We start from the raw sequence: 23,657 nt of genomic DNA, 5'->3' as shown, positions 1-23,657 counted from the left end.
AACAACCGGACTCGGCAGGGTTTCCGGCATTGAGGCGACTAGTTCGGGCGATCCGCCTACAGCGACTGCAGGCGCAAGTACTAATTCCAACATTCTTGCTGTCTGGCGCCGGGAGGGTTACCGAAAAGTTGATAAAGGGAATTGCGACTGCACGAAACAGCGCCGGCATGACTCAAGAGCCGCGCCCCCTCAACCGGTCCAGAAGCTCCAGCCCCGGCTTGGCGAATTTCGAGCCCCACTGACCAAGCTTCATCGCGCCCTTGAGGCGGCTCTCGATGAAGGCGTCGAGTTCTTCTTCCTCATAGTCATCATCGAGCCAGTAAAGGACGATGGTCGGCAGAGTGGCCGACAGGAGCGCACGCTTGGTCTCGCGATTATAATCCTCCGCCGTGTCGCCCGCTGCGAGCCAGATCGCATCAGCGGTCTTCCAGGTCCGCTTGGCCGCGGCTGGCGCGTTCCAGGGGGCGAATCCGCGGGCCGACGCTTTCTTCACCGCTTCGCGGTGCGGCTCCAGCGCGGAGAGCCATGCCTTGATGCCGGCGGCAACTTTCTCATGTGTGCGCATGTCTGACAGGTCCTGCGCTTCAAGCCCGGCCAGCATGTCTTCTTCGGCACGGTCAAAAAAGCGCTCAAGCAGGTCTTTGATCCCGTTTGGGGCGGCCAGTGCTTTTTCTTCGGAACTTATGGCGGCCTCGCGCGCTGATACAGTAGCGGCCCTATCCGTCCAGCCCTCATCATCAATGAGCGGCAAGAGATGGTCGAGCCATTTATCCTGTAGTCTGATAGACGGTCTTGTTGCTGTCATTACTGGCTCCGGGAGTAGGCAAGCCTGAATTTTGGTGTTATAGGCGCGCCTTCACTTTGAAAACCACGCCAGACTATTGCTCGGGCTACCATCCGAGCGAACTAATGGAGATTGAACCATCGTACAGATCGTCGTCCGCGACAACAATGTCGAACAAGCCCTTCGCGCGCTGAAAAAGAAGATGCAGCGTGAGGGTCTCTTCCGGGAAATGAAATCCCGCACGCACTTCGAAAAGCCATCTGAAAAGAAGGCTCGCCAGAAGGCAGAAGCTGTGCGCCGCGCTCGCAAACTTGCTCGTAAGCGCGCCCAGCGCGAGGGCCTGGCATAAGCCATAGGTCCGCCTGATCTGGCGTGAAATTGAGCCCCTTCGGTGAAAACCGGAGGGGTTTTTTTCATTGTGGACATAAAAGACCGCGACGCCGTCCTGGGACAGACTATTCAAAGTGTGGCGGTCGATCGTGCAATGAACCGTTTTCGTCGCAAAGCTTCAAGAGGACTTTGATGGATATCAGAGCAGAATCGGCTGGAGACCGCGATGCGATCTACCACCTCACCGAAATCGCTTTCGCTCCCATGCCATTCAGTGCCGGTAATGAAGCCGACTGTATCAACAGGCTGCGCGCAGACGGTGATCTGACGCTCTCACTTGTTGCTGTGGAGGCTGGCGAACTTGTCGGACACATTGCGTTTTCGCCCGTCAAGCTCAATGGACTGGCTGACAACTGGTATGGCTTGGGCCCCGTGTCCGCTTTGCCGGGCAGGCAACGAACCGGCATCGGCAGCGCATTGATCGAGCATGGCCTCGACCAGATACGAGCTCTTGGCGCTCATGGCTGCATCCTGATCGGCGACCCTGCCTACTATTCGAGATTTGGCTTCAGGGCAGACGGCCGGGTGACGTACCGCGACCTGCCTTCAGAGCTTGTTCAATGGCTCGCCTTCGGAAGTCAGACGCCTTCGGGCGTACTGACGTTCTCTCCAGGTCTCGAATAAGAGAAATAAAGCGCCGACTTAGCTCTCGGACTTCGCCTTCTTCCCGGGGATCATCTTGGCGAACCATTTGCCGACGTCGCCGACCCCGGCCCCGTGGACAGCGCCCGCGCGGTAAACGCGAGAGGCCAGCCAGAGGACGGTGAAGCTCGCCACCACCATGAGCAGCAGCAGGCCAGCGACTTCCCACATTGGCGGGGATGTCGGAATGCGCAGGATGAGCAGGAAGGGCGTGAAGACCGGGACCCAGCTCATCACTGACAGGATCGGCGATTCAGGATCGGAGAGCGCGACAATGATCATGAACATCGGCACCATCAGCATGACGATGAGCGGCGTCATCAGCGTCTGGGCTTCCTGGATTGTGTCACAGAGCGAGCCAAGCGCCAGGAACACCGCGCCATACATGAGATAGCCGAGCACAAAGCTGAGGATGGCTGGGAGCAAGAGGCCGGGTTTCAGGACGGCGCCAGCAACAGAGAACATGCTCTCCCGCATATCCGCCGGCATGCTGCCCGACAGGACCGTACCCATCACCGTGCCACCGATTGCCCAGACCATCATCAGCGTCAGCGCAACAGCAAGCACCGCAAGCAGTTTGCCGGCCAGCATGTGGGGCAGTTTCACGGACGTCAGAAGCGAATCGAAGATCTTGTTGGAGCGCTCCTCAATCGTGCCCATCAACAGGTAGTTCACGACCGAGAAGATCAGGAACCAGAGCAGGAAGGCCATGAAGACCGACGCGATAAAGGGGGCGCGATCCGCCATCGTAACGGCCGATCCCGTGTCTGAAGACGCCGGACGCGCGCGGCGTTCGGTGATTTCGCGGCGCTGATTCTCGGCCTCGTTCAAAATGCGTGGGCTGACGCCGGCCGCTTCAAAGACCTTTCTCTCGGTGAGCTTGCGCTCTGCAGCACGGACCTGATTGAGCAGGGCGCGCGAGGTAACATTCTCGCTCCAATATTCGATCTCGCCATCATTGTCCGGCACGAAAATCGCCGCAAAGAGAGGCTGCTCGCCGTCATTCGTCTGAATCAGGCGCTCGCCCATCAGATATGGCCTGATGGAGTCTTCATCCATGGCGGGCGGGTCCACCCTGATAAAATCGGCTTGCGGCAGGGTGATTTGTGCATCCCCGGCCTCGGCCAGCGCAGCTTCAACGGTCTTTCCCGCTTCAATGGCCGCATCAAAGGTCTGGACCTTGTCATTCGGCTCGCCATTCATGACGCCAACCGGGTCCAGCGTCATCCGCGCCATCGATATTCGGTCTTCCTGGAGCTCAGCGCGCAGGGCATCGGCAAAGTCGGTTCCCTGTTCGATGACGGTGTAATAGCGCGTCGGCTGTGAGTTGGCGGCCCAGGTCGGGGCCATCATGCCAACGCCCATCAGGATCGGTGTCAGCAGCAGGCCGAGCCAGAAGCCCCAAGCCTGTACATAGCCAAGATAGTCGCGGCGGGCGACGAGATAGATTGAACGCATCAGGCGGCCTCCGTCGCTTTGCTGGTGGCAAGGGTCTTTGCAAGATCCTGTGCTTCGGCCTCAGAGACGAGCGAAACGAACACGTCGCGAAGCCGCGCATCTTCCGGCCGGAAACTGGTAATCGGCGCGCCAGCATCAATGGCGGCGCGAAGGGCGTCCTGAGCATCCTTGCCTACAGGCAGCGACACGCGCCAATAATCACCGACCTGCTCATTGTCGGCAAACCCCTTCGGCGCAATGGCGGCATTCAGGTCATAGCCTTCATCGACCCCGATCAGCGCCGCGCGTCCAAGCGCGCCGAATGCCTCGTCCAGCGTGCCATCGAAGACCTTGCGGCCGCGCGCCATCATCACAATCGAGTCGCAAAGGCGTTCTGCGTGTTCCATGACATGCGTCGAAAACAGAATGGTGGCGCCGCGCTTGTGCTCCTCGATGATCATGTCCTCAAGGCCCTGCTGGTTCACAGGGTCGAGCCCCGAAAACGGCTCGTCCAGGATCAGGAAGTCCGGCCTGTGGGCGAGCGCTGAGAGGATCTGGACCTTCTGGGCCATGCCTTTCGACAGCTTCGAAATCCGCGAGCGGCCAAAATTCTCAAGCCCCATCACTTCCAGCAGCTCATCAGCGCGCTTGCGGCTTTCAGACGCCGTCATCCCTTTCAGGCGTGCAAAATAGGAAATGATCGCGCGCGGGCTCATCTTTTTGTAGAGGCCGCGCTCTTCGGGTAGGAAACCGACCTGTTTCAAGGTTTCGATATTCGGCGGACCGCCAAACAGGCTGACCTCGCCCTCATCCGGGCTCAGCACGCCGAGCGCCATGCGAAGGCTTGTCGATTTGCCGGCGCCATTCGGCCCAAGAAAGCCGACAATTGAGCCCTGTGGCACCGTCAGGCTCAGATTGCGCACGGCCGTAAAAAAGCCGAAGCGCTTGGTAACGGACGTCATTTCAAGTGGATGCACGCTCATCACCCCTCCATTTTCCGGAGTCTTTTCCGACTCTCGATAATCCACACCCAGTGTTTGATGGCTAGCCCTTGCAAAGTCATTAAAGCAGGCGCAGGCTAACTGTCATGACGCGGCAGTCCGGACCTCGCCCCTCGGCTATGACCTTCATTCGCACGGCGCGCCCTTCAGGGGACGATGGCGGCGATCGCACGACCATGCCTGTCGAAGGCGAAGCGACGCTCAAGCGGATTGATGCCGCTCTCAGACGCCTGGACACGGGCCGCTTTGGTCACTGCCTGTACTGCGGAGACCAGATCAACATGTCCCGCCTGACGCATGATCCGGCGACCGAAAGCTGCACCACCTGCGACGAGGACTGATCCCGGTTCAGCTCACGGCGACGTTGATAGTCGCATCAGGACGATCCCGCCGATGATCAGCGCGACAGCGGAAAGCCGCATGGCATTTGCGCTCTCCCCGAGAAACATGACGCCGACCAGGAACGCACCGACAGCGCCAATCCCGGTCCAGACCGCATAAGCGGTGCCGAGCGGCAGAATTCGCATTGACCAGGCCAGCAGGCTGAAGCTGGCAACCATGGCGATGATCGCGATGACGGATGGGATCAGGCGTGTGAATCCCACCGACTGCTTCATGGCAAAGGCCCAGACCACTTCCAGAAGGCCCGCGACAAAAAGTACAATCCAGGCCATTCCAAGGCTCCTTCTGACAAGCGCCGGGCCGTCCCGGACTTTCTTCCCAGATGGGCGAGGTCGTGGCCCCTGCGAGTCAGATTGTGACCGGCCGGCCTAGTTCAGGCCTTCACGGCCGATCGCGTAGAACCTCTCGCGGCGCTGGCGCTTGAGTTCGGCTTCCGACAGGCCATCAAGCTCAGAGAGGGCTTTTTCAATCGATTTTCCCGCCTGACTGACCGCACGCTGTGGGTCTCGATGGGCACCGCCCAACGGCTCCTTCACGACGGCATCGATGATTTTCAGCTTGAGCAGGTCTTCAGACGTGATCTTCATCGCTTCAGCCGCATCGCGGGCCTTTGCGGCGTCTCGGTAAAGGATCGACGCACAGCCTTCCGGCGAAATGACGGAATAGATGGAGTGCTCCATCATCAGCACCTTGTTGGCCGCCGCGATGGCGATCGCGCCGCCGGAACCGCCCTCGCCGATGATCAGCGAGACCATCGGGACCGAAAGGGTCAGACAGCGCTCGGTCGACCGGGCAATCGCCTCGGCCTGGCCGCGCTCTTCGCCGGCTTTACCGGGGAAGGCCCCGGCAGTGTCGACAAATGAAAGTACGGGCAGATTGAATTTATCGGCCAGATCCATCAGGCGCACAGCCTTGCGGTAGCCTTCCGGGTGCGCCATGCCGAAATTGTGCCGCAGGCGACTTTCGGTCGTCCGGCCTTTTTCGTGCCCCATGACGACAACGCTGCGGCCGCGGAACGTGGCGAGGCCACCAATCACGGCTTCGTCATTGCCGAAGACGCGATCACCGGCCAGTTCCTGGAAATCATCCAGCAGGTATTCGACATAGTCAGAAAAATGCGGGCGCTCAGGGTGGCGCGCCACCTGCGTCTTCCGCCAGGGCGTCAGCGAGGAATAAGTATCCTTCAACTGCTTGGCCGCCTTATCCTTGAGCTTCTTCAGCTCATCGGAAATGGACGGGCCTTCGCCCGCCTTGGACAGCGATTCCAGCTCGGCAATTTTTGTCTCAAGCTCGGCAATCGGCTTTTCGAAATCGAGATACGTCGTAGGCATGGCGGGCAAACTAGCTTGCGTTGACTGAGAATCCTAGACCTTTTGACCGGTCATCTGTCGTTCGAACAGCTGGACCTCATTTCCGCGATATTCCGTCATCATTACAAAGCGGAAGCCACACTTTTCGGCGACACGCCGGGATGCGACATGCTCGGTATCAATGATGCAGACGATCCTTGCGGCCTGGAGCGCCTCGTCCGACCAGTCGAGAACCGCCTGCAGGGCTTCAGTCGCATAGCCTTTTCCATGGGCGTGCGTGGCATAGGCCCACCCGGCTTCAGGAAACTCAGATATGTCAGGCTTCAGGCCGCGCATGAAGTTTGCGAGGCCGACCTCTCCCAGGAATTTGCCGGTGCTCTTTTCGCAGACGACCCAGTTTCCATATCCCGCGACATCCCACATGCCGCGCATCCGGCAGAGGGTGAACCAGGCATCCTGACGGTCCCGTGTCTGGCCACCAATATGTTTGACGACGGCAGGGTCGCCCCACATTGCCGCGCTGGCTTCAAAATCGCTCGCCTCTGCCCCGCGAAGCAGAAGGCGGTCGGTTTTCAGGATCGGGACGTCGCGTCCTCCGCTCACACCTGACTGGCCTTCATTTTTTCGAGCATCGCCTTCATCGCCGCGTGAACGGCCTGCATACCCTTGAGCGGGCGCACCATGACTTTGAAATCTGTGATTTTGCCAGCATCATTCCACTCGATCATGTCGATACCGTTGACGAGAACCCCGTCCATTTCGCACTCGAACTCGAGCACCGCCTTGTCGCCGCAATCAAAGACCCGGACATAGCGGAACGTATCGTTCGCAAGCGTCTGGCCGGCTGCGCCGAGATACATCATCGTTATGGCCTTGCCCTCTTGAGGCGTATGGACCACGGGGCTGCGGAAGATCACATCATCGTGAAGCATATCGGCGAGGTCAGCCGGATCATGACTTCCAAAGAGATAGTCCATCCAGCGTTGCAGGTTTTTTGAATGTCCTGTCCTGGCGATCATTTTGTCCTCCCGGGCTTGCGCGTTGCTCACCTGTAGCCCGCAAATCGCGCCGCGCGAAGACCTTACGCTGGAACCTCCTGCCGGTTTATGGTTTGGTTCAATGGGCCTGGGGTGGGCTTCATTACTTGCAAGGAGGGCCAACAATGAGTGTTGCCCGCGTCACAGAAATCACTGCCAAAGGAAATTCGATCCAGGATGCGATCGAGGAAGGCGTCAAGCGCGCCTCGAAAACGCTGAAGAACGTCGAGCATGTCTGGGTGTCTGACATCAAGGGCCGCGTCTCGGACGGCAAGATCGACGATTTTTATGTCACCATGAAAGTGACCTTCGTCCTCGACGATTAGGGTTGTAACCGGACGGCGCCAAGGCGCGTCGTCCGGGACCTTGAATGGCGCCGCCAGCCTTATCCGCCAAGGCAGTATTGCAGCGGATAAACCACGTTCAGCCGTCGAACATTGCGTCCGTCCACGACTTTCGGCCCGAAGCGCACGCTCGAAACGGCATTGAAAGCGGACGCATTGAACTCCGGTGAGGAGCAGGCCGTCAGAATCTCTTCCGGGGCGCCGGACTTGTTCACATCAAACATCACCTCACAAACGCCCTCACGTCCCGTCATTGCCGCATTGGACGGATAAGTCGGGACAGGTGGCGAGATTGGCTTTGCATTGCGGTCCACAACTTCAGTTGTGACCGGCCCGCCAAGCAGCTCGTCATTCGACGCGCTCTTGGTTGCCACTTCTGCCAACCGCATCTGCCAGCCATCGGGAAAGACAATGCTGGCCAGATCAGCCCCAGCATGACCGCATTCGGCAATCATCAGGTCGGTGGCCGGCGAAGAGGCGGTTGCACCGGTCCCGGCAGGGTTAGGCACATAGACGGGACTAACCGGGTCAACAGCGCAAGCGGCGACGAGGCCAAGCCCCGCTGCCATCGCTGTGATTGTTGAAATTCGCATAAGGGAAACGTCCTTCTGTCGTTAACGCCTCATCCTATCAGGCCGAATAAGCCGCCGCCAGATCAGGATCTTTCGCCGCAACGAGGTCAGCCAGATCAGAGATCACTTTGGCCTGTTTCCAGGTGGCATCGTCCTGCATCTTGCCATCCAGCATCGCCACACCAGAGCCATCCGGCATCGCTTCCAGAATGCGGCGGGCAAACTTCACCTCGTCAGCATCCGGGCTGAACACTTTCTTGGCGATGGCAATCTGGTTCGGGTGGAGTGACCATGTGCCCGAGCAGCCGAGCAAATAGGCATTGCGGAATTGCTGCTCACAGGCATCGAGATCGGAAATGTCCCCAAAAGGGCCGTAGAAGGCATTGATCCCAGCCATGCGGCAGGCATCGACCATGCGGGCAATCGTATAGTGCCAAGGGTCCTGCTGGGCATTGGCGCGCGGGCTTCCGTCTTCATTCGGATCGTCGATGACGCGGTAGAATGGGTGACCACCGCCGACGCGGGTCGTCTTCATCTTGCGGTCAGCGGCAAGGTCTGCCGGGCCGAGCGAGATGCCCTGCATGCGCGGGGAAGCGAGCGCAATATCCTCGACCAGCGCCATGCCCTGCGCCGTCTCAAGGATCGCGTGGAAAAGGATCGGGCGCTTCAGCCCGGCCTTCGCTTCGAGTTGGGCGACATACTGATCGGCGAAATGAATATCCCACGGGCCCTCGACCTTGGGCAGCATGATCACATCCAGCTGGTGACCGGCTTTCAGGACGAGTTCGGAAACGTCTTCCTGGAACCACGGCGAATTCAGCGGATTGACCCGGCTCCAGAAGCCCGTGCCCTTGGCCTGCCAATCGACCATGTTCGCCATCTCGATGGCGCCGGCGCGAGCGGCATCCTTGGCATCAGACGGGATCGCATCTTCCAGATTGGCGAGCACAACGTCAGCCTGATCGGCCATTTGCGGCACCTTGGCGCGCACCTTGTCCAGATGAGGCGGCACGAAATGGATCATCCGCTCCAGACGAACGGGCAGATCCCGCATCGGGTCGGGCGCGCCAATCGCGAGCGGTTTGAAGAAATTCCGTGGTGTTTTCTGACTCATAAGGTCCTCCGTTGCAGCGCAACATAGCCGCAGCGGGAGGCCCGTCAATCAACCGATGGGGCCGAGGCGGCGAGACCTAGTCTTCGGTGTCGCGAGCAGGCGAAAGCGCCATGCTCTTCTCGCTCTTGAAAGCGCGAAGGAAGAACAGGAAGGAGACATACACAGTTGCCGCAGCTGTAATCGCTTCAACACTCCAGAAGGCGATGCCATGCACGTGAAGCGCGAAGAGAACGAGCGTCGCAAAGCCAAGCGCGAACGCGCCGGTGATCTCGAAAACAAAGAGGGAAGCGACGAAAGCGCGAATGAATGCCATGGGTCTAGTCTCGTTAAATCGGGCGCAGCCATCCTGCGCGTGGGTGGATATTATATCGACTGCGCGGAATCGCGAGGGGCGGACCGCAGTTTATTTCAGTTGCAGCGGATGAGTCGTCTCCAAAAGCTCTGCCAGTTCGTCCTGCAAGACATGCGTATAGATTTCGGTCGTTGATATATCGGCATGACCAAGCAAGGTCTGTACCGACCGCAAATCTGCCCCGCCTTGCAGCAGATGGGTCGCATAGGCGTGGCGCAGCGCGTGCGGGTGGACGCGCGCCGGGTCAAGACCAGCCTCAAGTGCCAGATCTTTCAGGAGTTGGCCCAGACGGCGGCGGGTCAGGTGCATGTCCTTGCCACGAGACGGAAACAGGTAGGCGCCGGCTCCGCCGCGCTTTAGCGTCTTCTTCGGCAGGCTATCTTCGCGCACTGACAACCAGTCCAGGATGGCGTCGAGCGCCGGACGCCCCAGCGGGCACAACCGGTCCTTACCGCCCTTTCCGCGCACGATAATGTCGGTTGTTTCCCAGCGCTCACCTTTGCGGCGCGGGAGGTTTCCAAGTTTCAGACTTACAAGCTCACTGACCCGCAGCCCCGCCCCATAGAGCAGTTCGACCAGGCATCTGAGGCGCACATCCTCGCCGCACGCGGCAATCAGGCGGTCCATCTCCTCGCGCGACAGCACGTCCGGGATATCGCGCCCCGCTTTCGGCCCTTCAACGCGCGAGGTCGGGTCGTCCTTGCGCGCGCCCTCTTCGAACAGGAAGCGAAAGAAACGGCGCAGGGATGAAAGCTTCCGGGCCTGGCTGCGCGGCGCGAGCCCCTGCCCCGCCAGCCAGCTCGAATATTTCGAGACCTTCGCCGCATCGGCATTGATCAGCTTGCCCTTCATGAAATCGGACGCATCGCGCAGGTCGCGGCCATAGGCGTCGAGCGTATTGGGCGAGGCCCCGCGCTCGGCGCTCATCATTTCAAGGAATGCATCAATGCGGGCAGCGTCAGACATTTGCCGAGTGTGGCGCCCTGATGCTTAACATCCCGCTTAAAATGAAGAGGGCGCGGCCATCGCTGCCCGCGCCCCGTCCCTTAATTCAAACCCCGGCTCTTACTCGGCAGGCGGATCCTCTCTCTTGTCGATCACAGGATGTCCGTGATCGGGGTCATCATTCATCTTGTGCATGGCAATCACAACGCTGGATAGCGCGAGGATCGCGATCAGGTTCGGGAAGGCCATGGACGCGTTCGCGATATCACCGAACAACCATAGCGCGTCCGTATTCGTGACCAGCGCGCCCAGGAAAATGACGATCACCCAGAAATACCGGAAGGGGTGAGTCGCCCACTCCCCGATCAGATAGGTCACCGCCTGCTCACCATAATACGACCAGCCGATAATGGTGGTGAAGGCAAAGAAGAACAGAGCAACCGGCACGATGAACTGGCCGCCCGGGAACGCCGCGCCATAAGCGCGTGTCGTGATGGCCGCAGAGTTCGCATCCGTCTCCCAGGCATGGTCGACATCAATCAGAATGTCCGGATTGGACGCCGCGGCGATCGCCGTCTCATCCATCTCAACGCCCGCCGCCTGACATTCCTGAAGCCAGGCTGTCGCCACGGCGCCGTTTTCCGCGATGAGCGCTTCACGGCCATCGGTGTAGGCACTTGGGAAAAGCGTATCGAGGTCTGTGCCTTCCGGCAGTTCCTGTCCGGCTTCAACACACTGATTAGCGGCCATGAGGGCGCCGGATTTTTTGAAGTCTCCCGTCACCGTCAGGATGACAAGCGCCGTCATCGTACAGATCACGATCGTGTCGATGAACACACCGATCATCGCGATCTCGCCCTGCTGGACCGGGTTCTTGGTGCGGGCCGCCGCGTGCGCGATCGGGGCTGAGCCCTGACCGGCTTCGTTGGAGAAGAGGCCCCGAGCGATGCCGTAGCGAACCGCCTGCATCACCCCATAGCCCGCAGCTCCGCCAGCCGCTTCTTTCAGACCGAAGGCCGACTCGATAATCTGCATGAAGGCTTCGGGGACTTTCGGCGCATTGATGATCAGAACGATCAGGGCCGCGAGCACGTAAAGCCCCGCCATGAACGGAACGACCTTGCCGGCAAAGCTACCGATGGACTTGATACCGCCGATAATGACGGCGAAGACCAGCCCTGCGAGGACCAAACCAATCGCCCAGGGCGGAATGCTCAGCCCAAAGGTCGACTGACTGGTTTCAGTGACCGATTCCATGATGGAGTTGGCCTGGATCATACCGCCCGTCGCCACAGCGGAGATCAGCGTGCCGATACAGAAGATGATGGCGAGCCAGAGCCATTTTTTTCCAAGCCCGTTCTTGATGTAATACATCGGGCCGCCATTGATGCGGCCATATTCGTCGGTCTCGCGATATTTGACGGCAAGCGAACTCTCGGCAAAGGCCAGCGCCATACCGAAGATCGCAACAACCCACATCCAGAAAACCGCGCCCGGCCCACCGAGCGTGATGGCCGTTGCCACCCCAGCGAGGTTCCCGGTACCGACCTGCCCTGAAAGCGCGGTCGAAAGCGCCTGCCACGGCGTGATCGCCCCGTCGTCGCTCTGGGCTTTGCGGCCCTGCCAGACTTCCACCAGCGCCGGCACAAACCGGCGGAGCGGACGGCCGGCCAGACGGATCATAAAGAAAAGGCCGGTGCCCAGGAGGACAACGGCCAATGGTCCGATATTGCCAGGGATGACAGTCGCGTCTCCCCAGGTTCCGCCCCAGATAAAACCTGCGACATTCTCAATGAGAGTTACGATATCCAAATCCAAGATTAGCCTCCCCGGCACACTGACACTCGGTAATGAGTGGGCGACACTAGACAGGTTTTCGCTTCTGTGAAGCGGAACGGGGCAGATTTTACATCTGCCCCGCCCGGTTGAGTAAGAATGTTGCGCAAATTAGCTAGGCGCTGAAGCCCTCGCCCACGCCGAAGTCGCGGCGGGCCGAAACAATCGTCACGACAACACCTGCCAAGACATCCAGCAGCGTCATGATCGTGATGATGAAGAAGACCGAGGTCGCAAAGTTCGGCAGCAGCAGGAACTCGACCAGGCAGACGATGAACAGGATCATCGAGATGGCGTGGTTGATGATGGTGGCCGTGCCGGTACTCGTCGACTTCAGGATTTCCATGAACAGCAGCGCGATGGAGAACAGGATCAGCATCTCGCCATTGGTGATGGCCCAGTTCACCCCCGAAATCATCGGAAAGGTCATCATCGGCTCGCTGAGCATCTTAACAATGGGTGCGATATTGTCAGTGACGACGCCGTCAACCGGCTCAGCCGTTCCACCAAAAGGCAGCGCGATCAGATTGTAGATCGCGACCGGAATGATCAGGAGCGGAAATATACCGAGTAGCACGCGCATGTTGGATCCCCTGCGTTGCGTTGACCGGCCGGAGGTGGCCTGTCGTTTTCTTCGATCCTCGAGCCGGGCTGCAGCCGCAGCCCCGAAGATTCCTCTAAGACTCATGCCTAACGTCCCCGTGCAGGCCTGTTAAGCATGAAATTCTAGCACACTATCTGTCGATATTGAGGCGTGTCTTTTCGGAACCAGCCTTTTTGCCGGTGATCAGACCTCGTCAGCCCCTTGTGGATTGCGGCGGCGGCGGATCAGCCAGGTCACACCGCGCAGGTCTGACAGGGCGGCCCAGAGGCGCCCAAAATTCGTATATTTTGAATTGCCCGTCCCGCGTTCACGGTGGTTCACATCCATGAATTCGGCCTCATAGCCCTCTGCCTTGATCAGGGCGGGCATATAGCGGTGCATATGGTCGAAATAGGGGAGGGAGAGATAGGCATCGCGCTTGATCACCTTGATCCCGCAACCACTATCGTCACAGTCATCCTTCAGCATGCGCCTGCGGATGGAGTTGGCGAACTTCGACCCGAACCGCTTCCAGGCCGTGTCCTTGCGGCTGGCGCGGCGGCCCATGACCATGGCGAGATCGTCTGGCGCGTCAGCGCGCGTGAGAGCGCGATAAAGGTCTGGCAGGTCAGCCGGGTCATTCTGTCCGTCACCGTCAAGCGTACCGACAACGCGGCCACGCGCGGCGCGCACACCGCTGCGGATGGCCCGACTCTGGCCGGCATTCTTGCGGTGACTGAGAACGCGAAGGGCCGGAAAATCCTTCTTCAGGCCCGCCAGCACCGCCCGCGTGTCATCGGTTGATGCATCATCGACGAAGAGCATCTCATAGGATCGCCCATCGAGCGCGGCGGCGATCTCTCGCACCAACGCTTCGACATTGCCGGACTCATTATGGACCGGCACGACAACGGAAAATTCTAGCGGTTCAGCCATCTGGCACGGACCTTTCCCAAATTCTGCTGAGCCTCTTTAAGCGCTTCGACCCTATTTCAAAACACAAGATGACCGCAAATGCTGCGTTGGCTCGTGCCATGTGGCCGAGAATGCACTAGAGACCGCTTCAAATGCCAACGCCTACCGACCTCCCCATCGAAAGCCTGCTCGGCGAGATCAGCGATAAACTGCGCGGTGAAAAACGCCTTGTTCTGGCCGCCCCGCCCGGCGCCGGCAAAACAACGCGTGTGCCGCTCGCCCTTGCCGGACTGACCGAAGGGTTCGCTCCAATGGACGGCCGGATCATCATGCTCGAGCCGCGCCGGCTGGCCGCCCGCATGGCCGCCGACCGAATGGCCGCAACGCTGGGCGAGCGGACCGGGGGGCGGATTGGCCTGTCGACGCGCATTGAACGGAAAGTCTCGAAAGAGACCGTGGTTGAAGTCATCACCGATGGCCTGTTCGTGCGCCGTCTCCTCGCCGATCCGTCGCTGGATGGCGTCGCCTGCGTGATCTTTGACGAGATCCATGAGCGCAGCCTCAATGTCGATCTCGGCCTCGCCCTTGCCATGGAAGCCCAGTCTGTCTTTCGCGAAGATCTGCGCATCCTTGCCATGTCCGCGACGCTGGATACGGACAAGGTTGCTGGCGTGATGAACGCCCCGGTCGTCGAGAGTGAGGGGCGGCAGTACCCGGTCGAGACAAAATATCTTGGCCGCACGCGGGACCGTATTGAAGACCAGATGGCGACGGCCATTGAGAAGGCAGCGCGCGCCGAAACCGGGTCGATCCTGGCTTTCCTGCCGGGCGCTGGCGAAATCCGGCGAACGGCGGAGCGATTGTCAAACCTGCCAGCCAATATCAGCGTTCACCCTCTCTTCGGCGCGCTATCGCCCAGAGAACAGGACGAAGCGGTAAAGCCCGCACCTGACGGTCAGCGCAAGATCGTCCTCGCCACCGACATCGCCGAAAGCGCACTGACGATTGATGGCGTGCATGTCGTCGTCGATTCCGGGCTGGCGCGCGTGCCGGAATTTGAACCCTCCAGCGGCACGTCCGTCCTCAGAACCATCCGCGCCGCTCGCGCCAATGTCGACCAGCGCCGCGGGCGAGCCGGGCGCCTGGGGCCAGGCGTCTGCTATCGGTTGTGGGACGAAGAAGAAACGCGTGGGCTAAATGCGGCGCCATCGCCTGAAATTCTGAACGCCGACCTGTCGGGCCTTCTCCTCAGTCTTGCTGAATGGGGCGAGAACGATCCTTCGCGCCTCACCTGGCTCGACGCACCGCCATCCGGGCGTATCAAGGCGGCGCGAGAAACGCTGATCGAGTTCGGCGCGCTGACGGAAGATGGTCAGCTCACCGAACACGGAAAGCGAATGGCTGCCCTGCCGCTAGCCCCGCGATATGCCAGCCTCGTGGCGAGCGCGACATCAGACGGTGAACGCGCCCTCGCCTCGCAGATCGCCGCGCTTGCCAGCGAACCGGGCATTGGCGGCAGCTCGATCAATCTGAAAGACAGGATCGAAGGCTTTGACCGGGACGGATCAGGCCGCGCGAAGGCGCTTCGGCGACAAGCTGATCGCTGGTCAAATGGCGCCAGAGCCTTCGGCGACCCCGCCCTGCTTCTTGCCAAGGCCTGGCCGGGTCAGGTGGCGCGGCGCAGGGATGGCTCAGCGACGAGCTATTTGCTCGCCAATGGCCGGGCGGGCGATCTTCCGGCGGACTCAGCCATCGCTCAGGCGCAATGGATTGTCGTCGCAGACATGGTGGGCGCGGCAGGCCGCTCACGGATCACGCTCGCCATCCCCATCCGCGAAGCCGACATTTTGGCGATGTACCCGCCCGAAACCGAGGAATGGGCGAGTTTCGACCCCGCCTCGCGCAGCTTCAAGGGCCGGCAGGTCAAGGCTGTCGGCAAGATTGTTCTATCCGAAACGCCCCTGCCCCAGCCCTCCGGGAATGCGGCCCGCGAGGCTTTTCTGGGTTTCGTGCGTGAGAACGGGCTGGACGCTGCCGGTCTGGGCAGGGCTGTCCGGCCCGTTCTGGCGCGCTTGAAGCTCCTGAACGATGCGTTCGGTGAGGACTGGCCTCTGATCGGGGAGAATGCCCTGGTGGAAACAGTGGATGAATGGCTCGCTCCAGTCCTTGGTTCGAAAGCCTTTCAGTTCCCGTCCGATGGCACGATAGCCAACGCCATCAAGCAATCACTGGGCTGGCCAAAGGCGCAGGAAATCGATGAACTTGCGCCGACCAGCATAGATCTACCCAGCGGACGCAAGGCCGACATCGATTATCTCAGCGAAAATGCGCCCCTCGTCGAAGCCAAGGCGCAGGAGCTTTACGGTCTCACGCGCCAGCCCGCCATCGCCGGTGGCCGCATGCCCGTGACCCTGCAACTGATATCACCCGCCGGTCGGCCGATCGCCGTTACACAAGACATTTCAGGCTTCTGGTCCGGCGGCTATCTCGACATGGCCAAGGATATGCGCGCGCAATACCCCAAACATGACTGGCCGGACGACCCGGCCAGCGCGAAGCCGCACGTCGGCATGACGAAGAAGCGGCTGGGCTCTCAATAAATGCAAAAGAAGCCCTCATCCTGAGCGACGTCGAAGGATGAGGCTGGAATGATCAGTGCGGCCGGCGCTCGTCGCCCCAGTCCATGCCCATCGTCTTCTTCATCCAGTCGGAGAATGTGGCTGGCTTTTCGAGCGTTTTCGGGTCGAGCGAACCATAGGCGACAATCGGTCCATCGGCCGTTTCGAGACGCACACCGCGCAGACGCTGCGCTGAATCGGTCAAGCTGCCATAGTCGGTTGCCGGATCGAGGATCAGCATGATCTTGGTGCCGCCATTGCCCTCGCGGTCCTTGCCGAAGACCAGGCCATAGACTTTCTCGCGGGCGAACCCACCCGAATGCGCCTGGCGTTTCCCGTCGAGCAGGACTTCATCCCACAGCAAATTGCGGCGCCATTGCAGGACGTGCATCTGCTCGTCGTCGGTGACGATCTTGATATCGACATGATGCAGCGAAACACGGACAAGTTCAGCACGCATGGGAGGCTCCTTCTTGTTATTATCGAAAAACGATAACCCATGGAGCGGAACGCGTCAATTCGAAATTGGCCGGGCAAACCGCAAAGGCTTGCCCGGCCATTCTCGCTAGAAAGCTTTCTGCCAGCCCAGGGTCAGCGTGTAGTCCGTTTCCATCTGAGGGCCGTTGAGATCGCGGTGAAGCGGCACCCCGAACTCAAGCGCCAGCCTGTGCCCCTTCTTCCAGCCTTCAGAGCCAGCGAGATTGACACCGAAGAGAGCTTCGACCGTTTCGCTACCCTGATAGTCAGGATCCGCGGTCTGCACGGGCGCCATGATCCTGGGGTCGATTCCGTCGATCTGGCCCTGCGATTTCGCCTTCAGGCGACCGGAGATGGAGACCCATGGCTGTGGCTCAAAGGCGAGCCAGGCCGTGCCTTCGAGCACATCGCCGAGCGCATAGCCTTCATCATTGTCATCAAGACGGATCACGCCAGAGACCTGGGCTCCATAGCTCCACCGGCCGCTCCGGCTGCGCGCCGTCAGGGCCGGCTTGAGGTCATATGTGCCGGAGCCAAGCTGCATCGGATAAGGCAGACGCATGTCCGTCTGCATGTTCATCGGCGTGAGCACAGTGTCGGTCTCGGTGATTGAACCGGTCGGGATGGACACCATGACGGACAGATTGACCTGGCGGTGTTCATAGCTGCCATCGTCGAGGCCGATAATCGCGCCGACGCTGGTGTCGCCAAAGCCGGAGACCTCGGTCGTGAAGTCACCGAGCACATTGGTGCCCATTCCGCCCATATAGGTGCGCAGGTCCATCTCCTTGGTGATATAGTTGACCATGCCCATCAGCGTGATGCGATCCGCCAGGCCGTACATCGCGCCGCCCATATGCATCTGCATCGGCATTTCCAGTGGCACGACACGCAGGGTTGGCGGCATCATGGGCGCGCCGGCGAACCGGTTTGGCACTGTTGTCACAATCGGGTCGGGATCGACCTCATCGGTCCCGATCCGGTTTCCCTCCATATCCATGTACATGTAACGGTAGGAGACCATCCACTCGCCTTTTTTGTGGCGGTGGTCGGCCATGACGCCGATGGGCGCGTGGTCACTGGCATAGGTCACGTTCCCGCCATCGCCATCATGGGCGTAGGCAACAGGAATGATTGCGGCATTGAGCGCTACCGCGGCGCATATCATCTTGATAGTCATCAAATCTCTCGCAGGATTGAACAGACCGCGCTGTCGCGCACGGCTCGAAGACTTCGGTTCAGATCAAACGAGAATTGGCGGGCCTTGCGGCGGCGCGCCCGGCCATAAAGGCGAGCGCGGATGAGCGGCGCCTGTGACGCCTGAAAACGAGAGGACATGCGCAACCTGCGCCTGGACCGGCTGGCTCGGCGGTTCAACGCCAATCGCCATCGGAACGGCACAATCACCGCAGCACGTCGTGTCGGAGGTGTCTTGTGGCTCACCGCCGACTTCCATTTCGATCGTGCGATGCAGACCGTCACCACAGATCGGGACGATAATTGTCTCGCCGGAAACAATCTGCATGTGAGCTTGGGCGCCGTTTGCGAGGTAAGCAAACAAGGCGAGCAGCCCGAGCATCTGACGTAACCGTCGCAACATGATTGTGCTGCTATCTCCTATGAGCGCCGCCAACAATGCGGCGATTGATCAATCAGCTTTGCCGAGTGTCCAGTCGAGCCCACCTTCGACATGGGAGAGAAATAGCGGGTCTGCATAGCTCTCTTTCGTATGTCCCATGGCTGTGTAGAAGACGCGTCCACTTTCGAATTCATGCCACCAGCTTATCGGTTTTGCCTCGCCCTCTTCGCCGATGGACGCGGGATCGAGCGTAACCAGAAGACCGCCCGGCACCGTAAAGCCGTCTATCCAATACCACTCATCGGTCCGCGAAAACCGGTCCGGCAGGTTTTCAGTCGACGGGTGGGCATGGTCCAGCGTGGTCAGCGTACCGGTCGGCGTGCCGGGTGGGTGATGCTCAAACCAACCGCCGATCATCTCCCCATACCACGGCCAGTCATAATGGCTGTCGGCTGCACCGTGGATCGCCACAATGCCCTTGCCGTCATGCACAAAATCCTGAAGGGCCTCGCCGCGCGGCCCGATAAACCATTGATCGCCATCATGGCCCGTCGTTGTATTTAACAGGATGATCGCCTCGAAGGGGTCGAGCGAGGTCTCGCTGAAAATGTCCGGGTCTTCGGTCGCGACAACGCTGTAGCCCTTGCTTTGCGCCAGTGAAGTGAGCGCTTCAACGCCCGTCTCTATGGAATCGTGTCGCCAGCCCGTCGTGTGCGAGAAGATAAGGATGTCAGCGCCGTCTGTCGCGCCTGATGAAGGCTCACTCTGGCAGGCGCCTACTAAGGCACATACCCCGATGATGAGGGCTGTGATTGACACGCGTTTCGCCATGCTGCCCGCTCCTCCCTTATTGTTTTGGGAGACGCTATCTCGACGCGCCCTGAAGGCCAACAAAAAAGCCGCCCCTGAACCGGAGCGGCCTTGATGGCTTTGATTTTGTCTTCCGTCTTACCGACCAGCAAGACGAAGGAAGCGGTCGCGTATGTCCTTGTCCGTCTTGAACACACCCGTGAACTGCGTCGTGATCGTCGAGACGTTAGGGTGGTGCACGCCGCGGGTCGTCATGCACTGGTGGACCGCATCGATCAGGACGGCGACGCCAGCTGGCGCAAGGCTTTCGGTCAGCGCGTCACAGATCTGCGCGGTCATCGTTTCTTGCGTCTGCAGGCGCTTGGCGAAAATTTCGACGACGCGGGCAATCTTGGAGATGCCGACAACGGCCTGTGTCGGCATGTAGGCGACATAGGCCGTGCCGAGGAACGGCGCCATGTGGTGCTCACAATGGCTCTCGACGTCGATCTCGCGCAGCATGACCATGTCGTCATAGCCCTGCACATCGTCGAAGGTCCGCGAGAGGTATTTGACCGGGTCTTCGTCATAGCCCTGGAACCATTCCTTATAGGCATTGACGACACGTTTCGGCGTGTCGATCAGGCCTTCGCGGCGCGGGTCGTCGCCCGCCCAGGCGAGCAGCGTGCGCACAGCATCTTCGGCTTCTTCCTGTGTCGGTCGCTTCACCGGGTCGGCATTTGCGAGTGTCTTGTCAGTCGTGATGGTATCCATCGCCATGGCTGAATCCTGTATTCTGAGGGACGGGGGTCGAGCCAGATGTTCTGTGAGTGCGCCCTTGCACTCCAATACCGGACTTAACGCCCGCCCGAGTTGTACCCTCAGGGCGTAAAGACAGACATAGGGCAGAACAGATTGGTTTTCCAGAAAATCGAACGGTTTTCGCAGCGTCAGCCTTTTTCGACGCGGCCTGCAACGCTGGCGCCACTTGGCGCTGAGGACCCGCTGTGTCATAGAGCCCGCAACCAGAACGAGGAACCGTCAGGGATGGTTTTCGCCGCATACAGATCGTGTTGTCGCTGCTGCTGATGCCGAAAGGCTGCGCCCGCGCGTGCCCGCTTCCTTTGTTTTTACTTTCCCGGATTAGAACACACCGATGACTATCAAACTCTACAACACGCTTGGGCGTGAAAAGCAGGCCTTCGTTCCGCAGGACCCGTCGCGCGTGACGGTGTATGTCTGTGGTCCGACCGTCTATAATTACGCCCATATCGGCAATGCTCGCCCGCCCGTCGTGTTCGATGTGCTGAACCGCCTGCTGCGCCGCACCTATGGCGAGAGCGCGGTCGTTTATGCGCGCAACATCACGGACGTGGAAGACAAGATCATTGCGCGGTCACAGGCCGATGGCACGCCCATCCCCGAAATCACGCGCAAATATGCCGAGATCTACAACGCCGATATAACGGCTCTGAATGTTCTGCCACCGACCATTGAGCCGTGGGCGACCCGGCACATTGACGGCATGCTGAAGATCACCCAGCAACTGGTGAAAAAGGGCTATGCCTATGTCGCCCCATCCGGCGTCTTCTTCGACGTCGAGCAGATGGAAGACTATGGCAAACTGTCGGGCCGCAAGCTGGAAGACAATGAGGCCGGCGCCCGTGTCGCCGTTTCGGAGGAAAAGCGAAATCCGGCTGATTTCGCCCTCTGGAAGTTCGCCAAGGAAGGCGAGCCAGAAGATGCGATCTGGGATAGCCCCTGGGGCCGCGGGCGTCCCGGCTGGCATATCGAATGCTCGGCCATGATCGCTGCGACACTTGGCAAGACGATCGACATTCATGGCGGCGGGATCGACCTCCAATTCCCGCACCACGAGAACGAGATCGCCCAGTCCGAATGCGCCCATGGCGAGCCGATGGCCCGCTACTGGCTGCACAATGGCTTCCTCGACATGGACGGCGAGAAAATGTCGAAATCGCTCGGCAATGTGAAGCTGATCCATGACCTGTTGGCTGATTGGCCGGGCGAAGTGCTGCGGTTTGCACTGCTGTCGGGCCATTACCGCGCCCCGCTCGACTGGACGCGCGACCTTCTGGAACAATCCAAGACCACGCTGGGCCGCATTTATGGCGCGCTCCGCCGCGTCTGGCAGGCCGAAGGCGGTACAGCGAAAGACAAGGGCGTCCTCAAGGCCTTGCAGGACGATATCAATACGCCTGTGGCGCTAGCCGAACTCTCACGACTCGCCTCTGAGGCGAATCAGGCTGCAGATGCCAAGGATGAGTCTCGCATGGCGCAAGCGCGCGCGGACCTGCTTGATGCCGGCGCCCTGCTCGGCCTGCTGACGCTCACACCTGCCCAGTGGGAACAGGGCGGCAGTGATGACGACAAGGCCCGTATTGATGCCTTGGTCCAGGCCCGTGTCGACGCCCGCGCCAATAAGGACTGGGCTGAAGCCGACCGCATTCGGGGCGCGCTCGCCGAAGAAGGCATCGAAATCATGGACGGACCGCAGGGCTCGACCTGGCGTCGCATCTGATTGTTTTGTGAATTTCTCTCGTCCAGTCTGGACGCCCCAAAAAAATTCGCCTTAAAGGGGAGACGCCCACAAGGGGTGAAGGGGAGAGAAATCTTTGAAAACCATCATGATGAGCAGCGTCGTAGCGGCGTCTGTACTGCTTCTGGGCGCGTGCGAAACAACGTCGAGCCGCCCGTACAAGGCATCAACTTCCAATATCATGGCCGCACAGGACGCCATGCCGACCAATGCCAAAGTGACAGTTGGCGAATTCACGGCCGCTGAAGGCATCGATACATCGCCGACTTGCCGCGCAATGGGCGCGCTTGAAGTGGCTCCGGGCCAAACGCCCGTCGAATATATTCACGACGCCTTTCAGGAAGAGCTCTTTGCGGCCGGCCTGATAGCGTCGGGCGCGCCAGCCATCAGCGGCGAAATTACGGAGCTCAGCTTCAATTCCTTCGGTACAGGGTCATGGACTGTCGCCCTGAATGTCTCGTCACCTTCGCTGCCGGAAGGCTACACGGTCACGACGGAGTACGACTTCAAGACCAGCTTCAGCGCCATCAGCGCCTGCCAGAACGTCATCGACGCTTTCCAACCAACGGTGAGTGATCTGCTCGGCAAAGTGGTCAATGACCCGCAATTTCCGGCTCTGGCCGGGTAAATGGCCCCGGCCAGCCAAGGCTAGCCGCCCAATGCACTAATCGAGAGCCGGAGGCCAAGCGTCCGGCTCTTTTTTGTGCCACTTGTGCAGACTTGCACCGATTTTCCGGTTTGCCCCCTCTTTGTCTCGACCTAAGCGCCGGTTTCAGCTTAGGTGTCGCCATGAACCCGTTCCGCGCCTGGTCTCTTCTGGGAATAATTGTCGTTCTTCTGTCCGCCTGTTCGGGGACAACAGGAGACGCTGCACTCGATGGTGCTGACGGCAGCTACACACTCTACCTCGTGCGCCATGCCGAGAAGGTAGTCGACGTCGACAATCCGCCTCTATCGCCTGAAGGCGAGACGCGGGCGACGGAGCTGGCCGAGATGCTGAAAGATGCAGGGATCAAGGCGATCTGGTCGACGGATTATCTGCGCACCGAGCAGACAGCCGGGCCGCTCGCCGCCGAACTTGGCATCGAGATCGAATTCTATGACCCGGGCGACCTCGAAGCCTTCGCCGAAACACTGCGCGGCAATGCAGAAACCGCGCTCGTCGTGGGACACTCCAACACCACGCCTGACCTTTCCGCCGCGCTTGGCGGTGAGCCGGGCGAACCGATCTTTGAACCCGCCGAATATGACCGGCTTTACGTGCTGACAGGCGTCGGCACCGGTACTGTTGAGACAGAGATCAAACGCTTTGGAGCGCGCTATGACCCAGACGAAGGCTAGGCGTCCCGTCAACAATCTCGAAAGCCTGATGCAGAGCCTTTGCGAGCAGACAGAAGGCGAAACGGTTTCGGTTCGCGACCTGCTCAACGCCGTCGGGCGCCGGGCCTATGGCCCCATCCTGCTCCTGCTCGGTTTCATCTCGGTCAGCCCGCTGACGCTCATTCCGGGCGCGACGTGGCTGGTTGCACTCGTGACGCTTCTCATCTCGATCCAGATCGTCTTCGGCAAGAAATTTCCATGGGTGCCGCGCCGGCTTCTGGACTTTGAATTCAAGCGCGAACATCTCATCGCTGGCGTCGATAGCGGGCGCAAATACGCCAAGATGATCGACCATTACGTAAAACCGCGCCTGACATTCCTGACAGCACCCATTGTTGCACCGCTGATCGGGATGATCTGCGTTGCGGCAGCGCTTGTGACGATCCCGCTCGGGCTGTTTCCCTTTGGCCCGGTCCTGCCCGGCCTGACCATTCTGCTGTTCGGCCTCGCCCTGACGGCGAGAGATGGCGTGTTCCTGCTCTTGGCCGGAGCCGCCCTGACCGGCGCGATCATTATCCTCGTCCGGGTCCTGCCGCGTGTGATCGACGTCGTGCACGGCATCTTCACCTGATTCACTTGATCTTCAGGCG

Annotated in this window: 28 protein-coding genes; 9 read left to right on the top strand and 19 right to left on the bottom strand. The window is 60.0% G+C overall.

Features of this window, described 5'->3' with window-relative positions; translation table 11 throughout:
• Positions 1-172: 172 nt before the first annotated feature.
• Positions 173-805: a COQ9 family protein gene (locus WNY37_RS03220; RefSeq protein WP_342972018.1), complete on the bottom strand. Its 633-nt coding sequence runs from the start codon at positions 803-805 to the stop codon at positions 173-175.
• Positions 806-923: 118 nt separating this feature from the next.
• On the opposite strand from WNY37_RS03220, the gene rpsU reads away from it, so the two are divergent.
• Both rpsU and WNY37_RS03210 read left to right on the top strand, forming a co-directional pair.
• Positions 924-1,133 carry a 30S ribosomal protein S21 gene (rpsU, locus tag WNY37_RS03215; protein WP_026180774.1) on the top strand — a complete coding sequence of 70 codons (210 nt, stop codon included), beginning with the start codon at positions 924-926 and terminating at the stop codon, positions 1,131-1,133.
• 173 nt (positions 1,134-1,306) lie between these two features.
• Positions 1,307-1,798, top strand: a complete 492-nt coding sequence (locus WNY37_RS03210) for an N-acetyltransferase (protein WP_342972017.1) — start codon at positions 1,307-1,309, stop codon at positions 1,796-1,798.
• A gap of 18 nt (positions 1,799-1,816) precedes the next feature.
• Here WNY37_RS03210 and WNY37_RS03205 read toward each other — a convergent pair whose 3' ends face one another.
• Together WNY37_RS03205 and WNY37_RS03200 are read right to left on the bottom strand one after the other, a co-directional pair.
• Positions 1,817-3,274: an ABC transporter permease gene (locus tag WNY37_RS03205; RefSeq protein ID WP_342972016.1), complete on the bottom strand. Its 1,458-nt coding sequence runs from the start codon at positions 3,272-3,274 to the stop codon at positions 1,817-1,819.
• Positions 3,274-4,236, bottom strand: a complete 963-nt coding sequence (locus tag WNY37_RS03200) for an ATP-binding cassette domain-containing protein (protein ID WP_342972015.1) — start codon at positions 4,234-4,236, stop codon at positions 3,274-3,276. Before WNY37_RS03200 ends, WNY37_RS03205 begins: the two co-directional genes overlap by 1 nt.
• Positions 4,237-4,340: 104 nt before the next feature.
• Between WNY37_RS03200 and WNY37_RS03195 the strand changes: the two genes are divergently transcribed.
• Positions 4,341-4,595: a hypothetical protein gene (locus WNY37_RS03195; protein WP_342972014.1), complete on the top strand. Its 255-nt coding sequence runs from the start codon at positions 4,341-4,343 to the stop codon at positions 4,593-4,595.
• 12 nt (positions 4,596-4,607) lie between these two features.
• Here WNY37_RS03195 and sugE read toward each other — a convergent pair whose 3' ends face one another.
• The 4 genes from sugE to WNY37_RS03175 form a co-directional block, all read right to left on the bottom strand.
• Positions 4,608-4,928 carry a quaternary ammonium compound efflux SMR transporter SugE gene (sugE, locus tag WNY37_RS03190; RefSeq protein WP_342972013.1) on the bottom strand — a complete coding sequence of 107 codons (321 nt, stop codon included), beginning with the start codon at positions 4,926-4,928 and terminating at the stop codon, positions 4,608-4,610.
• Between the two features lie 96 nt (positions 4,929-5,024).
• Positions 5,025-5,987, bottom strand: a complete 963-nt coding sequence (locus tag WNY37_RS03185; RefSeq protein ID WP_342972012.1) for an acetyl-CoA carboxylase carboxyltransferase subunit alpha — start codon at positions 5,985-5,987, stop codon at positions 5,025-5,027.
• Positions 5,988-6,020: 33 nt separating this feature from the next.
• Positions 6,021-6,569 carry a GNAT family N-acetyltransferase gene (locus WNY37_RS03180; protein ID WP_342972011.1) on the bottom strand — a complete coding sequence of 183 codons (549 nt, stop codon included), beginning with the start codon at positions 6,567-6,569 and terminating at the stop codon, positions 6,021-6,023.
• Positions 6,566-6,985, bottom strand: coding sequence for a nuclear transport factor 2 family protein (locus WNY37_RS03175; RefSeq protein WP_342972010.1), 420 nt, complete (start codon positions 6,983-6,985; stop codon positions 6,566-6,568). The genes WNY37_RS03180 and WNY37_RS03175 overlap by 4 nt, the downstream gene beginning before the upstream one ends.
• Positions 6,986-7,128: 143 nt before the next feature.
• Here WNY37_RS03175 and WNY37_RS03170 point away from each other — a divergent pair, with 143 nt between their 5' ends.
• Positions 7,129-7,329: a dodecin family protein gene (locus WNY37_RS03170; protein WP_342972009.1), complete on the top strand. Its 201-nt coding sequence runs from the start codon at positions 7,129-7,131 to the stop codon at positions 7,327-7,329.
• 59 nt (positions 7,330-7,388) lie between these two features.
• On the opposite strand, the gene WNY37_RS03165 is transcribed toward WNY37_RS03170, so the two are convergent.
• The 7 genes from WNY37_RS03165 to WNY37_RS03135 form a co-directional block, all read right to left on the bottom strand.
• Positions 7,389-7,940 (bottom strand): energy transducer TonB, encoded by a 552-nt coding sequence (locus tag WNY37_RS03165; protein WP_342972008.1) that lies wholly within the window; start codon positions 7,938-7,940, stop codon positions 7,389-7,391.
• Between the two features lie 37 nt (positions 7,941-7,977).
• On the bottom strand, positions 7,978-9,033 hold the full coding sequence (locus WNY37_RS03160; RefSeq protein ID WP_342972007.1) for a CoA ester lyase: 1,056 nt from the start codon (positions 9,031-9,033) through the stop codon (positions 7,978-7,980).
• 76 nt (positions 9,034-9,109) lie between these two features.
• Complete coding sequence (locus tag WNY37_RS03155) at positions 9,110-9,346, bottom strand: hypothetical protein (protein WP_342972006.1); 237 nt, start codon at positions 9,344-9,346, stop codon at positions 9,110-9,112.
• 90 nt (positions 9,347-9,436) lie between these two features.
• Positions 9,437-10,351 carry a tyrosine recombinase gene (locus WNY37_RS03150; protein ID WP_342972005.1) on the bottom strand — a complete coding sequence of 305 codons (915 nt, stop codon included), beginning with the start codon at positions 10,349-10,351 and terminating at the stop codon, positions 9,437-9,439.
• A 99-nt stretch (positions 10,352-10,450) separates the two neighbouring features.
• Positions 10,451-12,142: an alanine/glycine:cation symporter family protein gene (locus WNY37_RS03145; protein WP_342974867.1), complete on the bottom strand. Its 1,692-nt coding sequence runs from the start codon at positions 12,140-12,142 to the stop codon at positions 10,451-10,453.
• 139 nt (positions 12,143-12,281) lie between these two features.
• Complete coding sequence (locus WNY37_RS03140; RefSeq protein WP_342972004.1) at positions 12,282-12,749, bottom strand: hypothetical protein; 468 nt, start codon at positions 12,747-12,749, stop codon at positions 12,282-12,284.
• Between the two features lie 204 nt (positions 12,750-12,953).
• Complete coding sequence (locus WNY37_RS03135) at positions 12,954-13,685, bottom strand: glycosyltransferase family 2 protein (RefSeq protein ID WP_342972003.1); 732 nt, start codon at positions 13,683-13,685, stop codon at positions 12,954-12,956.
• 131 nt (positions 13,686-13,816) lie between these two features.
• On the opposite strand from WNY37_RS03135, the gene hrpB reads away from it, so the two are divergent.
• Complete coding sequence (hrpB, locus tag WNY37_RS03130) at positions 13,817-16,264, top strand: ATP-dependent helicase HrpB (RefSeq protein ID WP_342972002.1); 2,448 nt, start codon at positions 13,817-13,819, stop codon at positions 16,262-16,264.
• 52 nt (positions 16,265-16,316) lie between these two features.
• Here hrpB and WNY37_RS03125 read toward each other — a convergent pair whose 3' ends face one another.
• The 5 genes from WNY37_RS03125 to folE form a co-directional block, all read right to left on the bottom strand.
• Entirely contained in the window at positions 16,317-16,742 is a 426-nt protein-coding gene (locus WNY37_RS03125) for a hypothetical protein (RefSeq protein ID WP_342972001.1), read from the bottom strand.
• A 105-nt stretch (positions 16,743-16,847) separates the two neighbouring features.
• Positions 16,848-17,939 (bottom strand): transporter, encoded by a 1,092-nt coding sequence (locus WNY37_RS03120; RefSeq protein WP_342972000.1) that lies wholly within the window; start codon positions 17,937-17,939, stop codon positions 16,848-16,850.
• A 63-nt stretch (positions 17,940-18,002) separates the two neighbouring features.
• On the bottom strand, positions 18,003-18,359 hold the full coding sequence (locus WNY37_RS03115; protein WP_342971999.1) for a hypothetical protein: 357 nt from the start codon (positions 18,357-18,359) through the stop codon (positions 18,003-18,005).
• Positions 18,360-18,407: 48 nt separating this feature from the next.
• The gene (locus WNY37_RS03110; protein ID WP_342971998.1) at positions 18,408-19,169 is read right to left on the bottom strand and encodes a ThuA domain-containing protein; all 762 of its coding nucleotides are present in this window, start codon (positions 19,167-19,169) and stop codon (positions 18,408-18,410) included.
• Positions 19,170-19,286: 117 nt separating this feature from the next.
• A complete protein-coding gene (gene folE / locus WNY37_RS03105; RefSeq protein ID WP_342974866.1) occupies positions 19,287-19,901 on the bottom strand; it encodes a GTP cyclohydrolase I FolE in 615 nt (204 codons plus the stop codon).
• 382 nt (positions 19,902-20,283) lie between these two features.
• On the opposite strand from folE, the gene cysS reads away from it, so the two are divergent.
• The 4 genes from cysS to WNY37_RS03085 all read left to right on the top strand — a co-directional run bounded on the left by cysS (position 20,284) and on the right by WNY37_RS03085 (position 23,638).
• Positions 20,284-21,669 carry a cysteine--tRNA ligase gene (cysS, locus tag WNY37_RS03100; protein ID WP_342971997.1) on the top strand — a complete coding sequence of 462 codons (1,386 nt, stop codon included), beginning with the start codon at positions 20,284-20,286 and terminating at the stop codon, positions 21,667-21,669.
• Positions 21,670-21,763: 94 nt separating this feature from the next.
• On the top strand, positions 21,764-22,315 hold the full coding sequence (locus WNY37_RS03095) for a hypothetical protein (protein WP_342971996.1): 552 nt from the start codon (positions 21,764-21,766) through the stop codon (positions 22,313-22,315).
• A gap of 161 nt (positions 22,316-22,476) precedes the next feature.
• Entirely contained in the window at positions 22,477-23,028 is a 552-nt protein-coding gene (locus WNY37_RS03090; RefSeq protein ID WP_342971995.1) for a phosphoglycerate mutase family protein, read from the top strand.
• Positions 23,009-23,638 (top strand): exopolysaccharide biosynthesis protein, encoded by a 630-nt coding sequence (locus WNY37_RS03085; RefSeq protein WP_342971994.1) that lies wholly within the window; start codon positions 23,009-23,011, stop codon positions 23,636-23,638. Before WNY37_RS03090 ends, WNY37_RS03085 begins: the two co-directional genes overlap by 20 nt.
• Positions 23,639-23,657 lie beyond the last annotated feature (19 nt).

The sequence above is a fragment of the Henriciella sp. AS95 genome, from assembly GCF_038900055.1.
GTDB lineage: Bacteria > Pseudomonadota > Alphaproteobacteria > Caulobacterales > Hyphomonadaceae > Henriciella.
This window is presented reverse-complemented; position numbering and strand designations above follow the sequence as displayed.

What these genes read in the sequence shown, in the direction of transcription:
- WNY37_RS03210 (WP_342972017.1), top strand. Translation starts at nt 1,307, where the DNA reads ATGGATATCAGAGCAGAATCGGCTGGAGACCGCGATGCGATCTACCAC.
- WNY37_RS03165 (WP_342972008.1), bottom strand. Translation starts at nt 7,940, where the DNA reads ATGCGAATTTCAACAATCACAGCGATGGCAGCGGGGCTTGGCCTCGTC.
- WNY37_RS03205 (WP_342972016.1), bottom strand. Translation starts at nt 3,274, where the DNA reads ATGCGTTCAATCTATCTCGTCGCCCGCCGCGACTATCTTGGCTATGTA.
- WNY37_RS03110 (WP_342971998.1), bottom strand. Translation starts at nt 19,169, where the DNA reads ATGGCGAAACGCGTGTCAATCACAGCCCTCATCATCGGGGTATGTGCC.
- WNY37_RS03220 (WP_342972018.1), bottom strand. Translation starts at nt 805, where the DNA reads ATGACAGCAACAAGACCGTCTATCAGACTACAGGATAAATGGCTCGAC.
- WNY37_RS03155 (WP_342972006.1), bottom strand. Translation starts at nt 9,346, where the DNA reads ATGGCATTCATTCGCGCTTTCGTCGCTTCCCTCTTTGTTTTCGAGATC.
- WNY37_RS03160 (WP_342972007.1), bottom strand. Translation starts at nt 9,033, where the DNA reads ATGAGTCAGAAAACACCACGGAATTTCTTCAAACCGCTCGCGATTGGC.
- hrpB (WP_342972002.1), top strand. Translation starts at nt 13,817, where the DNA reads ATGCCAACGCCTACCGACCTCCCCATCGAAAGCCTGCTCGGCGAGATC.
- WNY37_RS03140 (WP_342972004.1), bottom strand. Translation starts at nt 12,749, where the DNA reads ATGCGCGTGCTACTCGGTATATTTCCGCTCCTGATCATTCCGGTCGCG.
- WNY37_RS03135 (WP_342972003.1), bottom strand. Translation starts at nt 13,685, where the DNA reads ATGGCTGAACCGCTAGAATTTTCCGTTGTCGTGCCGGTCCATAATGAG.
- WNY37_RS03150 (WP_342972005.1), bottom strand. Translation starts at nt 10,351, where the DNA reads ATGTCTGACGCTGCCCGCATTGATGCATTCCTTGAAATGATGAGCGCC.
- WNY37_RS03175 (WP_342972010.1), bottom strand. Translation starts at nt 6,985, where the DNA reads ATGATCGCCAGGACAGGACATTCAAAAAACCTGCAACGCTGGATGGAC.
- WNY37_RS03125 (WP_342972001.1), bottom strand. Translation starts at nt 16,742, where the DNA reads ATGCGTGCTGAACTTGTCCGTGTTTCGCTGCATCATGTCGATATCAAG.
- WNY37_RS03085 (WP_342971994.1), top strand. Translation starts at nt 23,009, where the DNA reads ATGACCCAGACGAAGGCTAGGCGTCCCGTCAACAATCTCGAAAGCCTG.
- sugE (WP_342972013.1), bottom strand. Translation starts at nt 4,928, where the DNA reads ATGGCCTGGATTGTACTTTTTGTCGCGGGCCTTCTGGAAGTGGTCTGG.
- WNY37_RS03090 (WP_342971995.1), top strand. Translation starts at nt 22,477, where the DNA reads ATGAACCCGTTCCGCGCCTGGTCTCTTCTGGGAATAATTGTCGTTCTT.
- cysS (WP_342971997.1), top strand. Translation starts at nt 20,284, where the DNA reads ATGACTATCAAACTCTACAACACGCTTGGGCGTGAAAAGCAGGCCTTC.
- WNY37_RS03195 (WP_342972014.1), top strand. Translation starts at nt 4,341, where the DNA reads ATGACGCGGCAGTCCGGACCTCGCCCCTCGGCTATGACCTTCATTCGC.
- WNY37_RS03120 (WP_342972000.1), bottom strand. Translation starts at nt 17,939, where the DNA reads ATGACTATCAAGATGATATGCGCCGCGGTAGCGCTCAATGCCGCAATC.
- WNY37_RS03115 (WP_342971999.1), bottom strand. Translation starts at nt 18,359, where the DNA reads ATGTTGCGACGGTTACGTCAGATGCTCGGGCTGCTCGCCTTGTTTGCT.
- WNY37_RS03185 (WP_342972012.1), bottom strand. Translation starts at nt 5,987, where the DNA reads ATGCCTACGACGTATCTCGATTTCGAAAAGCCGATTGCCGAGCTTGAG.
- WNY37_RS03200 (WP_342972015.1), bottom strand. Translation starts at nt 4,236, where the DNA reads ATGAGCGTGCATCCACTTGAAATGACGTCCGTTACCAAGCGCTTCGGC.
- folE (WP_342974866.1), bottom strand. Translation starts at nt 19,901, where the DNA reads ATGGATACCATCACGACTGACAAGACACTCGCAAATGCCGACCCGGTG.
- WNY37_RS03170 (WP_342972009.1), top strand. Translation starts at nt 7,129, where the DNA reads ATGAGTGTTGCCCGCGTCACAGAAATCACTGCCAAAGGAAATTCGATC.